9 protein-coding genes are annotated in these 14,298 nt (G+C 73.6%); 3 read left to right on the top strand and 6 right to left on the bottom strand.

Going from position 1 to position 14,298, the window contains the following annotated elements; all coding sequences use genetic code 11:
- Positions 1-365: 365 nt before the first annotated feature.
- The 4 genes from ACFXOZ_RS39635 to ACFXOZ_RS39620 form a co-directional block, all read right to left on the bottom strand.
- Positions 366-1,040: a nucleoside/nucleotide kinase family protein gene (locus ACFXOZ_RS39635; protein WP_380594861.1), complete on the bottom strand. Its 675-nt coding sequence runs from the start codon at positions 1,038-1,040 to the stop codon at positions 366-368.
- A gap of 39 nt (positions 1,041-1,079) precedes the next feature.
- Complete coding sequence (locus ACFXOZ_RS39630) at positions 1,080-2,066, bottom strand: LD-carboxypeptidase (protein WP_375883437.1); 987 nt, start codon at positions 2,064-2,066, stop codon at positions 1,080-1,082.
- Positions 2,067-2,210: 144 nt separating this feature from the next.
- The gene (gene trpS / locus ACFXOZ_RS39625; RefSeq protein WP_380527224.1) at positions 2,211-3,251 is read right to left on the bottom strand and encodes a tryptophan--tRNA ligase; all 1,041 of its coding nucleotides are present in this window, start codon (positions 3,249-3,251) and stop codon (positions 2,211-2,213) included.
- A 325-nt stretch (positions 3,252-3,576) separates the two neighbouring features.
- On the bottom strand, positions 3,577-5,040 hold the full coding sequence (locus ACFXOZ_RS39620; RefSeq protein ID WP_380594859.1) for an APC family permease: 1,464 nt from the start codon (positions 5,038-5,040) through the stop codon (positions 3,577-3,579).
- A gap of 433 nt (positions 5,041-5,473) precedes the next feature.
- Here ACFXOZ_RS39620 and ACFXOZ_RS39615 point away from each other — a divergent pair, with 433 nt between their 5' ends.
- Together ACFXOZ_RS39615 and ACFXOZ_RS39610 are read left to right on the top strand one after the other, a co-directional pair.
- Positions 5,474-6,523: an ABC transporter substrate-binding protein gene (locus ACFXOZ_RS39615; protein ID WP_380594863.1), complete on the top strand. Its 1,050-nt coding sequence runs from the start codon at positions 5,474-5,476 to the stop codon at positions 6,521-6,523.
- Between the two features lie 138 nt (positions 6,524-6,661).
- Positions 6,662-8,119, top strand: coding sequence for a hypothetical protein (locus ACFXOZ_RS39610; protein ID WP_380594857.1), 1,458 nt, complete (start codon positions 6,662-6,664; stop codon positions 8,117-8,119).
- Here ACFXOZ_RS39610 and ACFXOZ_RS39605 read toward each other — a convergent pair.
- On the bottom strand, positions 8,101-8,622 hold the full coding sequence (locus ACFXOZ_RS39605) for an NUDIX hydrolase (protein ID WP_375883428.1): 522 nt from the start codon (positions 8,620-8,622) through the stop codon (positions 8,101-8,103). The genes ACFXOZ_RS39610 and ACFXOZ_RS39605 overlap by 19 nt on opposite strands.
- Before the next feature lie 135 nt (positions 8,623-8,757).
- Between ACFXOZ_RS39605 and ACFXOZ_RS39600 the strand changes: the two genes are divergently transcribed.
- Positions 8,758-9,771: an ATP-grasp domain-containing protein gene (locus tag ACFXOZ_RS39600; RefSeq protein ID WP_380594855.1), complete on the top strand. Its 1,014-nt coding sequence runs from the start codon at positions 8,758-8,760 to the stop codon at positions 9,769-9,771.
- Positions 9,772-9,841: 70 nt separating this feature from the next.
- Here the strand turns inward: ACFXOZ_RS39600 and ACFXOZ_RS39595 are convergent, their stop codons facing one another.
- Positions 9,842-13,915 (bottom strand): ABC transporter transmembrane domain-containing protein, encoded by a 4,074-nt coding sequence (locus ACFXOZ_RS39595; protein ID WP_380594853.1) that lies wholly within the window; start codon positions 13,913-13,915, stop codon positions 9,842-9,844.
- Positions 13,916-14,298: the final 383 nt, after the last annotated feature.

Below are 14,298 nucleotides of genomic sequence, written 5' to 3'. Positions count from 1 at the left end.
CGCTGTTGAGTTCTCAAGGAACGGACGCTTCCTTCGGACCGCCTTCCAGCGGGCCCTCCGGGCGCTTCGTTCTTTCGTGTTTCCAGCTTATCAGATGTTTTCCGCTCCGTTTTCCGGGGCTTCGTCATCCAACTCGCCGGTGTCTTCTGCGGCTTGACGCCCCGTCCGACGTTTCAAACTCTAGCCGATCCCCGCTCCGAAAAGCGAATCCGGCCGCAATCCGATAAACAGCGTACGCCGAATAAGCACCGAGCCGAGACGCGTAAAAGCGAAACGACCGGCACGAACCGGAAGTGGTGATTCAAGGGATTGGCCGCTCCGGGACCGTCCGCGCCGATGCGTGTCCGGTGCTCCCTGCCGAGCGACTAGGAAACACTACCCCTCTCCGGCGTCGGGAGCAAACGGGCCCCGGGGACCGTCCGGGTGCAGAGCGCCCGGCCCTGCTTCACGTACTCGCCGTTGGGGTGGTCGTTGCCGGTGACCCAGCGCAGGGCGGTGGCCTCGTCCCGGCCACCGTCGCGGTGGCGGCGGAGCAGCCGCTCCTCGCGGACGGTGTCGTCGGTGTCGACGTACCAGAGTTCGCGCAGCAGCCGGCGGGCCTCCGGCCACGGGGCGTCCGCGGCAGCGAGGTAGTTGCCCTCGGTGATGACCAGGCGGGTGTGCGGGCGGACGACGTGGCGGGCCGCGACCGGTTCGTCCAGGGTGCGGTCGAAGTCGGGGACGTAGATGTCCTGGAACCGGTCGGCCGCGACCCTGCGCAGCAGGGCGACGTAGCCGTGGGCGTCGAAGGTGGCTGGGGCGCCCTTGCGGTGGGTCAGCCCGAGGCGGTCGAGCTGGGCCGTGGAGAGGTGGAAGCCGTCCAGCGGCAGGTACGCGGCGGTACCGGGGCCCTCGACGCGTTCGACCTCGGCGACCAGGTGCCGGGCGAGGGTGGACTTGCCGGCCGCGGGCGGGCCGACAAGTCCGAGGATCGTGCGGGCGTTGCTGCCCGGGCCGCGGAGGAGTCCGAGGGCAAGGGCGGTGAGGCGGTCCTCGTTCATGGCCGCACCCTACTCACCGGCCCGGGGCCGACGGTCGGCTCAGGCGGAGCCGGTCGCGGTGTCGGGAGCGGCGGTGGGGACGAGGGCGGGCAGCTCCAGGGTGAGCGTGCCGGCGTCCGCGTCGAGCAGGGCGGGGACGCCGAGCGGGACGGTCAGGGTGGACGGGCAGTGGCCGAAACCCAGCTCCCAGAGCACGGGCACGCCGAGGCCGCCGAGGCGGTCGGTCATCACGTCCCGGACCCGTTCGGGTCGCCCGCAGCCCTCCCAGGAGCCGAGGGCTATGCCGGCCACGCCGTCGAGGGCGCCGGAGCGCAGGAGCTGGGTCAGCAGCCGGTCGAGCTGGTACTGGTGCTCGTTGACGTCTTCGAGGACGAGGATGCGGCCCGCGTAGGAGGGGCGGGCGGCGGGCGTGCCGCGTTCGGCGACGAGTACGTGGAGGCAGCCTCCGGCGGTGACGCCCCGGGCGCGGCCGGGGACGAGCGGGCCGGCGGTGGGCGAGGTGAGGACGGTGGTGGCGGCCGGGTCGAAGAGGGTCCGGCGCAGGTGCTCGGCGGTGGGGCCGTCCTCGACGAAGGAGGCGGCGGCGGCCATCGGCCCGTACAGGGTGGCGAGGCCGAGGCGCTGGGCGAAGGCCTCGTGCAGGGAGCTGACGTCGCTGAACCCGATGAGGGGCTTGGGGCGGGCGGAGCGCAGGGCGGTCCAGTCGAGCAGGTCGACGATGCGGTGGACGCCGTACCCGCCCCGGGCGCAGATGACGGCGTCGACGTCGGGGTCCAGCCACGCGTCCTGGAGGTCGGCGGCGCGGTCGGCGTCGGTACCGGCCAGGTAGCCGAGGGTGGGGTGGGTGTCGAGGACGTGCGGGGCGACGGTGACCCGCAGGCCCCAGGAGCGGAGGATCTCGCAGCCGGCGGTGAGGCGCCCGGCGTCGATCGGGCCGCTGGGGGCGACGACGGCGATGTGGTCGCCGGGGCGCAGCTGCGGCGGGCGGGTCAGTCCCTGGCCGGGCGTGGTCGGTTGCTGGTCCATGGACCGGACCTTTCGGGGAAGGGGCGGGCTGTGGGCGGCCTCGGGGGTGTGGTCGAGGCCGCCCGGTGACGATATGCCCGCCGGTCGACCGGCCGATGTCCGCAGACGGGCCCGTCGCGGGACGCCGGTCGGCTTGAGGGCCGTTCAGATCGCGCCCATCACCTCCCGCACCTCGGCGAGAGTGGCGTCGGCGATGGCGTTGGCCCGTTCGGCACCCTCGCGCAGGACCTGCCGCAGGTGGCCGCGGTCGGCGGCGAGCTCGGCGCGGCGGGCGCGCAGCGGGCGGAAGTACTCGTTGACGGACTCGATGACGGTGCGCTTGAGGGCGGCCGCGCCGCCGTCGCCGACCTCCTCGGCGATCGCCTCCGGGGCGCGGTCCTGGCAGAGCGCCGCGAGCAGGACGAGGCCGGACACCTCGGGGCGGCCGACCGGGTCGTAGCCGATGCGGCGGTCGGCGTCGGTCTTCGCGCCGCGGATGATCCGGGCGGTGGTGTCCTCGTCGGCGCCGAGGGCGACGGCGTTGCCGCGGCTCTTGCTCATCTTGCCGCCGTCGGTGCCGAGCAGCATCGGGGCGTCGGAGAGCAGCGCCCGAGGGCGGGGGAACACGGCGCTGCCGTCGGCGTGCGGGTAGCGCTCGTTGAAGCGGCGGGCGACGGTGCGGGCGACTTCGAGGTGGGGCAGCTGGTCCTGGCCGACCGGGACGAGGTCGGCCTTGCAGAACAGGATGTCCGCGGCCTGGTGGACGGGGTAGGTGAACATCAGCCCGTTCACGGCGGCCTGGCTGGAGTGGGCGATCTCGTCCTTGACGGTGGGGTTGCGGCTGAGTTCGGCGACGCTCACCAGGCTGAGGAAGGGCAGCAGCAGCTGGTTGAGGGCGGGAACGGCGCTGTGGGCGAAGATCGTGGCCCGTTCGGGGTCGAGGCCGGCGGCGAGGTAGTCGAGGACGAGGTTCTCGGTGTGTTCGGCGAGCCGGTCGGCGATGTCGCGGTCGGTGATGACCTGGTAGTCGGCGACCAGGACGAACATCTCGACGCCCTGGTCCTGCAGCCGGACCCGGTTCTGCAGGGTGCCGAAGTAGTGGCCGAGGTGGAGCGGGCCGGTGGGGCGGTCGCCGGTGAGGACCCGGTGGGAGGACGGGTCGTCGATCCGGTCCTGGGCGGTGAGGTCGGACGTGCCGGCGGTCATGGCCGTGGTGGCGACCGCACCAGCGGTGGTGGCGGCGGCGCCGGTGGTGGTGGCGGTGGTGGTCATCGGGTTTCTCCCTCGGTACGGCGGCGGTGGCGGCCGTCCGGGGCGAGGGGCCCGTCCCGTGGGGAAAACGCGACAGGGCCGTCCATCCCGGACGGCCCTGTGGTCAGGCGAGTGGGGTGGCCGTCCTAGGACGGCCACCAGCACAGGCCCACGAAGCGCTTCACGGCTCCAACGATAGCGCCGGCCCCCTGCACCGGTCACCCGGTTCAGGTCTCCTGCACCGGCCCCCTGCACCGATCCCCGACACCGTGGACCGGCGTCAGTCCTCCACGACCAGGGCCCGGGTGTCCTGCCGCAGCGTCTCGCCGCGGAAGAACTCCGGGCGGATCCGGCCGTACCAGGTCATCAGCGCGGCACCGAGCAGCAGGATGCCGACGCCGATCACGAACACCGAGCCGACGCCGGACACCGCGCCGCTGCCGTAGTCGGGGGACCAGGCGTCGGTCAGGGTCTGGAGGAGGACGGCGCTCAGCAGCAGGCCGCCGAGCAGCGGGGCGACGCCCTTGAGCAGCAGGTCGCGCGGGCTGTCACGGAGCGAGTGGCGGAAGTGCCGGACGCAGGAGAAGGCGGTCAGCGCGTAGTAGAAGCAGATCATCAGACCGAGCGCCAGGATGGTGTCCTGGACGACGTTCTCGCTGATCAGGCTCATGCCGACGTAGAAGACGGCGGTGGCGAGGCCGGCCGCGACGGTGGCGTAGCCGGGCGTGCGGAAGCGCGGGTGGACGGTGCCGAAGCGCGGCGGCACGGCGCGGTAGGCGCTCATCGCGAGCAGGGTGCGGGCCACCGGGATGAAGGTGGTCTGCAGGCTCGCGGCGGCGCTGGCGACGACGGCCAGGAACAGCAGGATGCTCCACGGCGAGCCGAGCACCGGGCGGGCGAGCGCAGCGAAGACGTTGTCGGCCGTGGCCGGGTTGCCGAGGCCGTCGCCGGTGCTGCCGACACCGGCGAACATCTGGGCGGCGACCGCGACCAGCAGGTACGAGCCGACCAGGGTGACCATGGAGACCATCGCGGCCCGGCCCGGGGTCTTGGTGCTGCCGAGGGTCTCCTCGTTCATGGTGAGGCAGGTGTCCCAGCCCCAGTACATGAAGATGGACAGCGACAGGCCGGCGGTGAACGCGCTGAACGAGCCGACCTGGAGCGGGTTGAGCCAGGAGAACGAGAAGCCGATCGAGTCGGGCAGGTCCCCGGCGGCGGCCTTGCCGATGGCGATGGCCGAGAAGAGCAGCAGCACGGCCAGCTGGAGGCCGACCAGGCCGTACTGGAACCACTTGGTGGCCGTCATCCCCCGGTAGCTCATCGCGGTGGCACCGGCGATGAGCAGCACCACCGTGAGCAGATGGACGGCCTTGTTCTGGTCGAGCCCGGCGATCCAGCTGCTGCCGGTCATCTCACCGAGCATCAGGTAGAGGAACTCCGTCGCCACGCCGGCCAGGTTGGAGAGCACGATGATGGTGGCGACGGTCAGTCCCCAGCCGGCCATCCAGCCGACCCGGGGGCCGAAGGCCCTGACCGTCCAGGTGAAGGACGTACCGCAGTCCGGGAAGTCCTTGTTCAGCTCCTTGTACGCGAACGCGACGAGCAGCATCGGCAGGAAGCCGGCCAGGAACACGGCCGGCATCTGGACGCCGACCGCGGTGACCGTCGGCCCGAGCGTCGCGGTCAGGCAGTACACCGGGGCGACGGTCGAGACGCCCAGCACCACGCTGCCCAGCAGGCCCACCGAGTTGCCCCGTAGACCCTTGTCCCCCGCTCCCCCAGCCGCCCCCGGTTCGGGAACGCCACCACTGGTGCCACTGACCGGGGCACCCTGCGGAGCACCGGGCGCCGTTGCCCGGCCGCTGCTTGTGTGCTCTGAGAGCTGCTGATCAAACACCAGCGCACTCTAAGCCGCGCGAAGAAGGTTGAATAGACCAACTCTTGGTGATTTTGTGCACTGATGATGACCTTTGGGCCCTCGGTGAGCACCCCCGTGCGGAGGGTGCGCCCGGCAACGGGATAGGTTTGCCTCACCTAACCTCGACCGTCCGGTCCCGACCGTGAAGGAGCGTCGCGTGGCCCCCGACTCCGACGACCCGAACCTGGCCCCCGCCCCCGCCCTCGTCCCCGCCCTCGTCGCCCGCACCCCCAGCCGGCGCCGCTTCCTCGCCACCGGAGTGACCGGCGCCGCCGTGCTCGGCCTCGGCGGGCTCCTCGCCGCCTGCGGCAGCTCGGGGGGCTCGGGCGGCTCCGGCGGGTCCGGGGGCGGCAGCGGCGCGAAGCCGGGCAGCGGCGGCTCGCCGGACCAGAAGTCGGTGAAGCAGGGCGGCGACGACTACGCCGGTGTCATCGAGAAGATGAAGGGCTTCGGGACCGACGCCGCCCCCGGCGTCTACCCGCGCACCGTCAAGCACGCCATGGGCGAGTCCGTCATCCCCGCCAGGCCCACCCGGGTCGTGGTGCTGGACACCGGCGAGCTCGACAACGTCGTCTCGCTCGGCATCCAGCCGGTCGGGGTCGTCCACACCGACGGCTCCAAGTCGCTGCCCTCCTACCTCAAGGACAAGGCGGGCAGCCCGGCCGCCGTCGGCACCATCAACAGCCTCAACCTGGAGGCGATCGCGGCGCTCAAGCCCGACCTGATCCTCGGCAGCCAGCTGCGCGCCCAGGACCAGTACGCCCAGCTGTCGAAGATCGCGCCGACCGTCTTCTCACTGCGCCCCGGCTACCCGTGGAAGCAGAACTTCCTGCTCAACGCCAGCCCCTTCGGCCTGCAGGCGGAGGCCCAGGCGCAGCTCGACGCCTACCAGGCCGCCGCCACCGCGATCGGCGCCGCCCTCGGCGGCAAGCGGCCCACCATCACGCCGCTGCGCTTCATGCCCGGCCGGACCAGGCTCTACGCCGAACTCTCCTTCATCGGCACCATCCTCACCGACGTGCCGCTGCCGCAGCCCGCGATCGAGCAGGTCAAGGAACTCGCGGTGGAGGTCAGCCCGGAACAGATCGACAAGGCCGACGCCGACTGGATCTTCTACGGCGTGTACGGCAGCCCCAGTTCGACCAACCAGGACGCGGTGCTGGGCGGGGCGCTCTGGAAGACCCTCGGGGCGGTCAAGTCCGGTCAGGCGCGGCCGGTTTCGGACGAGACCTGGTTCCTCGGGCTCGGTGTGACGGCGGCCAACGCGGTGCTCTCCGACCTCAAGGGCTTCGTCGCGTCCGGGAGTTGAGCCGATACGCCCGGTAGGGTCCGCCGCTGATCACCCGGTGGTCACGGCGTGCTCCCGGGCGCCCGTGCGGGAATGACGCTTGGAGCTGGTGGCGCGGTGCGGGAGGATCGTCGGGACCGTCCCCCGAAGGGCCCGCCGATGACTTCGCTCCACCCCGGTTCCACCGACCCCGCCCCGCCCGGACCGTCCGGGACCGCTGCGGACGGTGCCGACTCCTCGCCCCCGACCGACGGGCCCCGCCCGCCCGGCGCGGGGGCGCCGATCTGCTCGATCGCGACGGCGGCCGACGTCGGCGCGCCCGGCGCCCCGGGCGCCCTCGTCCGCCACGACTCGGTGCCGCAGCCGCGCACGCCGGAGGACGTCGAAGCGCGGCTCCGGCGCGCCAAGGCGGACGGCACTGCGGCGGATGGCGCTGCGACGGATGGCGCTGCGACGGATGGCGCTGCGACGGATGGCGCGACAGCGGACGGCGGCGGCGCTGCCGGCGGTTCCGCGGACAGCGGCACCGACGACTGCGGCGCTGCCGACGGCGGTACGGCGAGCGACACGACGAGCGGCGCGGCGACCACGGCACGGCTCCGGGAGGCGTTCGCCGACCGGCTGCGGGCCGCGCGCGCCGAGGGGCGCTCGCTCGCCGAGCTGGCGGCCGCGTGCCGTCGGCCGGTGGCGGAGGTACGGGCGCTGCTCGGCGAGGCCGAGGAGGCGTCCGAGGCGGACTCCGGGCCCGAGGCCGGCTCGGGCGTCGACGCCGGTGCGGATGCCGGTTCGGGTGCGGGCTCCGCCTACAACCGGACCGGGTCGGGGTTCGTCCGGTTCGAGCGAACCGCAGCGTCCGCCGAGGGCAACCGGCCCGCAGCGGTGGCGCGTTCGGGGCGCGAGGAGCTCCGGAGCCTCGGCTCGCGACGGCCGTCGCCGTCCCGCCGACTGCGTCGGATGCACCCGCCGGCCGGCCCGACCGGGCAGGAGGCGGCCGCACGGGAGACGGCCGCGACCGACCCGGCCGGCACCCGGCCGCCCGGTGCGGGGTGGACGGGTACACCGACCGGTGCAACGGGACCGGTGGCCGGTCACCCGACCACCGCGCCCCCGGAGCCCGGGACGAACGCCGCGTACCGGGCCGGCACCGGGCTCGGGGTCGGGACCGGAGCGGGCACCGGAGCGGGCACCGGAGTGGGGGTCGAAGGCGCGACTGCTGTCAGGGCTGCCCTCGGGACCGGTACCGAGGCAGCCCGGGCCGAACCACCGCTCGGCATCCTGATCGGCGGCAGCCCGGTCCAGTCGGACGCCGTGGGTCGCCCGGAGGAGCGGACACCGGTCCGGGTGACGGCGGAGCCGATCCGGGTCGGGCGCGGGACCAGCCTGGTCGTACTGCCCTCCTGGCGTCCCGCCATCGCCGTCTCGGTGTCGACCGAGCAGCTGATCATCGAAACCGGACTCACCGTCGAGCAACTGGCCGGCGCCCGGCTGACGGTGCGGATGAACCCGTGGGCGCTGCACGACCGGGAGCTGGACCTGCACGGCTGGGAGCCCGGCCCGGCCGGGCCGGGCGGACGGGCCGCCCGGCGCGGCGGGCGCGGTCAGGCGTTCGGGATGTAACCGAGGTCGACGGGCACCGGAGGGCGCCCGTCGACCGCCCAGCCCGCGCGGACGGGCTCCAGCAACTCCGGTAGCCGGGGCGGCCAGAGTGCGTCCGCGTTCTCGTCGGCGAGCTCGGCCGGGGTCCACCAGCGCCAGTCGAGGATCCGGTCCTGGGCGTGCACCGCACTGACATCGCCGACCGGGCCGCGGTGCGGTCCGCGGGTGAGGTAGATGTGCTCGTGCTGGCGGACCGGGGTCCCGTGCCAGGTGAAGTCGTGCTCCCAGGTGCAGAGCAGCGGGCCCGGTTCGAGATCGGTCCAGCCGGTCTCCTCCCACAGTTCGCGCCGGGCGCCGACCAGCGGGGTCTCACCCCGCTCCAGCCCGCCGCCGGGCATCGTCCAGTGGACGCCGACCTCGTCGTTGTCCGAACGGAGCAGGAACACCGAGCCGTCGCCGTCCAGCACCACCGTACGGGCGGCCCGGCGGGGAACGCGTCGGTGCGGTCGCAGCAGTCTTCGCATCGGGACACTCTGACAGCGCCCGCACCGGGCGTCGACCGGATCCGCCGTCCCGACGCCCCACGGGGAAGGAACCGGGGCGACCGACCGCCGCCGGATCGCAGCCGGGAGCGGCCCGCTGGCCTTACCCTGACCGCCATGCCCGTACCCTCGATCCTCTTCCCCGCCGATCCGCTCAACCCGCGCCGGCCCGATCCGCACTTCGCCTGGGAGGCCCGGCTGCTACGGGAGTTGGGCGGTGAGCACCACCTCGTCGACCACGACGCACTACTCGCCGGACACCCCGAGGAGGCGGTCCGGCGGGTGCCCCGGGACTGCGGACCGCTCTGGTACCGGGGCTGGATGCTCCCCTCCGCCCGGTACGCCGGGTTCGCCGCCGCCCTCACCGCCTGCGGCGGCAACCTGCTGACCAGCGCGCCCGGCTACGCGGCGGCGCACGAACTGCCCGGCTGGTACGGGGTGTTCGAGGGCGCGACCCCGCCCAGCGTCTGGATCCCGTCCGACGGGACGGCGGCACCCACCCCGGCGGAGCTGGCGGACGCCGTGGCCCGGCTCGGCGGCACCGGGCCGGCGATCGTGAAGGACTACGTGAAGTCCCGCAAGCACGAGTGGCACGAGGCCTGCTACGTACCGGAGTTGGCGGACCTGGCGACCGTCGGACGGGTGGTCGGGCGGTTCGTCGAGCTGCAGGGCGAGTCCCTGGCGGGCGGGGTGGTGCTGCGCCGGTACGAGGAGTTCGAGCGCGCCGACGGAACGGGCCGGGCCGCTGACGGTGCTGAGGGAGACGCGAGCGGCGCGGGAGGCGCGGGAGGCGCGGGAGGCCGTGGCGGCACGGGCGGCGTCGGCAACGCGGGCGGCCCGAACGACACGGGCGGCGACGGAAGGGCGGTGGAGGTCCGGGTGTGGTGGCTCGACGGTCGGCCGATCCTGGTCGGCCCGCACCCGGACACCCCGCACCAGCGGGTCGAGCCCGACCTCACCCACGTCCCCGCACTGGTGCGAAGACTCGGCTGCCGCTTCGTCACCACCGACCTCGCCAGCCGGGCGGACGGCTCCGGCTGGCGGGTGGTGGAGGTCGGGGACGGCCAGGTGAGCGACCTGCCGCGCGGCGTCGACGCCTCGGGCCTGCTGGCCTCGCTGATCGCCGCCTGAGCGCATCGCCCGACCGTCGGACCGCCGGGCCGCCGGGCCGCCGCCGGACCGCCCGACGACCCGACCGCGGTTACCCGGCGGCGACCGTCTCGGTCGGGGCCGGGTGGCCGTCCGCGATGAACGCCTGCCAGAGCCGGGCGTACGTCCCGTCCAGCGCGAGCAGTTCGGTGTGGGTGCCGTCCTCGACCACCCGGCCGTGGTCCAGCACGACCACCCGGTCCGCGCGTTCGGCGGTGGTCAGCCGGTGGGCGATGACCAGAGTGGTGCGACCGCCGCTGAGCCGGTCCGCGGCCTGGTTGACGGCGGCCTCGGTGGCCAGGTCGAGCGCCGCGGTGGCCTCGTCCAGCAGCAGGATGTCCGGGTCGACCAGTTCGGCCCGGGCCAGCGCGATCAGCTGGCGCTGACCGGCCGAGAGGTTGCGTCCGCGGCCGGCGACCTCGTGGTCGTAGCCGCCCGACAGTCCGACGATCATGTCGTGCGCGCCGACCGCCCGGGCTGCCGCCTCCACCTCGGCCGCCGAGGCGTCCGGGCGGCCGTAGGCGATCGCCTCGCGGACCGTGCCCGCGAACAGGTACGCCTCCTGCGGCACCACGCCCAGCCGGTGGCGGTACTGGGCCAGGTCGTAGCGGGTGAGGTCCACCCCGTCGACCCGGACGGTGCCCTCGGTCGCGTCGTAGAACCGCGCGACCAGCTTCACCAGCGTCGACTTGCCCGCGCCGGTCTCGCCGACCAGCGCCACCGTCTGACCGGCGGGTATGTGCAGGTCGACGGCGCTCAGCACCTCCGGTGCGCCGTCCGCCCCGCCGTTGTAGGCGAAGCCGACGCCCTCGAAACTGATCTCGCCGCGCAGCCCCTTCGACACCGGGACCGGATCGGCCGCCGCGGCCGTGGTGGTCGGGGTGCGCAGCAGCTCACGGATCCGGCCGAGGCCCACCGAGGCCTGCTGGTAGCCGTCGAACACCTGCGACAGCTGGTTGACCGGGGCGAAGAACAGGTCGATGTAGAGCAGGTACGCGACCAGCGCGCCGACCGTCAGCGTCCCCGCGTCCACCCGGGCGGCGCCCACGATCAGCACCAGCGCGGCGGCCACGCTGGAGAGGAACTGGACGAACGGGAAGTACAGCGAGATGTAGAACTGCGCCCGGACCCTGGCCTCCCGGTAGGCGATGCCGCGGGCCACGAAGCGGTCGGTGTTGGTGTCCAGACGGCGGAAGGCCTGGACGATCCGCATGCCGGCCACGTTCTCCTGGAGGTCGGCGTTGACCGTGCTGATCAGGTCCCGGGAGCGCTCGTACTGGTCCTTTGACCTCTTCCGGAACACCAGGGTGGCGATCACCAGCAGCGGCAGCACCGCGAAGACCACCAGGGCCAGACCGGCGTCGATGATCAGCAGGGCCACGAAGATCCCGGCGAAGGTCAGCAGGCTGACCACCGCGGTGACCATTCCGGTCTGCAGGAAGGACGTCAGCGAGTCCAGGTCGGTGGTCATCCGGGTCATGATCCGGCCGGTCAACTCGCGCTCGTAGTAGTCCAGGCCGAGCCGGTTGAGGTGGGCGAAGATCTTGAGCCGGAGGGTGTAGAGCACCCGCTCACCGGTCCGGCCGCTGACCCGGTTCTCGGCACCCTGCACCAGCCAGTCCAGCAGCACCACGACGAGCGCGGTGATCGAGGCGACCGCGACGCCGGCCATCAGGCCCTTGCGGACGCCCTCGTCGATCCCGTGCCGGATCAGCACCGGCAGCACCAGCCCGGCGGCCGCGTCCAGGGTGACCAGCAGGAAGGCGATGAGCAGCGGGGTGCGGAAGGGGCGCAGCAGGCGGCCGAGGCTGAAATCCGGATCCCCGGCCTCGGCCTCGGCGCGGGGGACGGCGGGGGCGTCGGCGGCCGGCGGGAGGGCGGCGACCTTGGCCAGCAGCTCGGGGTCGGCGGTGCGGGCCGCCTTGGCGAGGGCGGGGGTGGGGAGTGCGGGGGTCTGCGCGGACGGCCGGTCCTTCTCCGAGGCCGGCGCGGACTCGGAGCCGGAGGCGTCGGTGGTGGCGGAGCCGGAGGCGGCGGAGTCAGCGGGGGTATCGGCGGTGCCGGTGGCGGTGGCGGGCCCGGGTTGCGGCTCCGGTGCACGGCCGGCTTCCGGGTCGGTGATCAGGGCCCGGTACTGGGGACATCGGGCTTCGAGTTCCTCGTGCGTGCCGAGGTCCAGCAGTCGGCCGTGGTCCAGGACCGCGATCCGGTCGGCGAGTTGGAGGGTCGAGCGGCGGTGGGCGATCAGCAGGGTGGTGCGGCCGGTCATCACCGAGCGCAGCGCGTCGTGGATCTCCGCCTCGACCTGCGGGTCGACCGCCGAGGTGGCATCGTCCAGCAGCAGGATCCGGGGGTCGGTCAGGATCGCCCGGGCCAGGGCGATGCGCTGGCGCTGGCCCCCGGAGAGGGTCAGGCCCTGCTCGCCGACCTTGGTCTCGTAGCCGTCCGGCAGCGCGCGGACGAACTCGTCGGCCTGGGCGGCGCGCGCGGCGGCGACGATCTGCTCGTCGGTGGCGTCCGGGCGGCCGTAGGCGATGTTGGTGCGGACCGACTCGGAGAAGAGGAAGCTCTCCTCGGGCACGATGCCGACCGCCGCACGGACCGAGTCCAGGGTGAGGTCGCGCAGGTCGTGGCCGTAGAGGCGGACGGCGCCGCCCGCCGGGTCGTAGAAGCGGGGCACCAGCTGGGCCACCGTCGACTTGCCGGAGCCGGAGGCGCCCACCAGGGCGAGGGTCTCGCCGGGGGCCAGCGCGAGGCTGAGCCCGTGCAGCACCGGGGCGGGGTGCTCGGGGTCGTAGCGGAACTCGACCCGGTCGAACTCCAGAGCGACGTCCGGGGTGCGGGGGCCGACGGTGCCGGCCGGGGCGCCGGCCGGGCGGTCAGCCGCGGTGTCGGCGGGGGTGGTCCCGTCCCTCGTCAGGTCCAGGGTGAGCGCGTCCGGGCGCTCCTGGACGAGCGGGCGCTCGTCGATCAGCTGCAGCACCCGCTCGACGCCCGCCCGGGCCTGCTGGCCGACCGTGATGACCATGGTCAGCATCCGCACCGGGCCGGTCATCTGGGCGACGTAGGTGGAGAAGGCGACGAACGTCCCGAGCGAGACCCGACCGTCGACGGCCAGCCAGCCGCCGAAGGCCAGCACCGCGACCTGGGCCAGGGCCGGGATCGCCTGCATCGCCGGGTTGTAGCGGGCGTTCAGGCGGATCGACCGGAGCCGGGCGGCGAACAGGTTGCGGGAGACCAGCTCCAGCTTGTCCTGCTCCTGCGCCTCCTGACCGAAGCCCTTGACCACCCGGACCCCGCCGATAGCGCCGTCCACCACGCCCGCGACGGCGGCCGCCTCCTGCTGGGCGGCCCAGGTGGCCGGGAACAGGCGCTTACGGCTGCGCACGCTGACCCACCACAGCGCAGGGGCCATCACCACGGCTATCAGGGTCAGCGGCGGGGACAGCCAGACCATCACGCCCAGCGACATCACGAACATCAGCAGGTAGCCGGTCATCATCGGCAGCATCGAGAGCAGGCCGTTGATCAGCTGGAGGTCCGAGGTCGCGCGCCCCACCACCTGACCGGTGTCCAGGCGGTCCTGGCGGTGGCCGTCGAGCCGGCCGAGCGAGCGGAACAGGTCGCTGCGCATGTCGTGCTGGACGTCGAGGGCCAGCTGGCCGCCGTAGTAGCGACGGACCTGGGTGCAGCCGAAGACCACCACGGCGGCGAGCAGCAGCACCACTGCCCACGGGGTGAGCGAGCGGGTGTGGGCGACGATGACGTCATCGATGATCAGCTTGGTGACCAGCGGCACCAGCGCGGTGACGGCCATGCCGACCAGCGAGGCGCCGAAGGCGAGCAGCACGCTGCGACGGGACCGCCAGCTGTAGCCGATCAGGCGACGCAGCCAGCCGTCGGCCTGAGCGGCCGGGCTCGGAGCGGCGGCCGGGCTCGGAGCGGCGGCCGGGCTCGGAGCGCCGTCCGGGCTCGGAGTGGTGGCCGGGCTCGGAGTGGCCGCCGCCTCCGGCGCGGGGCCTGCTTCGGTGGCCCTCAGGCCGTCGACGGGGGCCGCCGGGTCGGGGCCGGGGGCCGGTTGGCCGCTCGGGGATTGCTCCACCATGGATCCGTGAGTCTCGGGCATATTTAGGGATGCTAACCATTTCGTCGGGTGGCCGCCACGGCATTTCCGGCCGCGCGAGGCGATCGGAACTGACTCCGGTACGGCCCGGATCGTCCGGTCCGGCGACTGGGCAACAGCTTGCGGCCTGCGGTGATTCCCGATCGAACACAGCTGCGGCCCGACGGTCCGGCCCTTGCCCCCAGGGTCGCCCGAAGACCCGGCGCGCGCCCAGCGCCCCGGGGGCGGGCAGGCGCCGTCCTTTGGACCTAGGGCCTGTCCGGCGGATCTTGGCAGATCAGCGCGCGGCGGTGGGCGCCCGGCTGGGCGTGCGCCCGAGTCGGCCTCGTACTGGACGTACTTGGGCGATTCGGGCGTGCGTCCAGGCGGGATGCCCGGCGTCGCGC

It is taken from the genome of Kitasatospora sp. NPDC059160 (assembly GCF_042755465.1).
GTDB lineage: Bacteria > Actinomycetota > Actinomycetes > Streptomycetales > Streptomycetaceae > Kitasatospora.
Note: the sequence above shows the minus strand (reverse complement) of the source record. Positions and strands in the feature narration are given on the sequence as shown.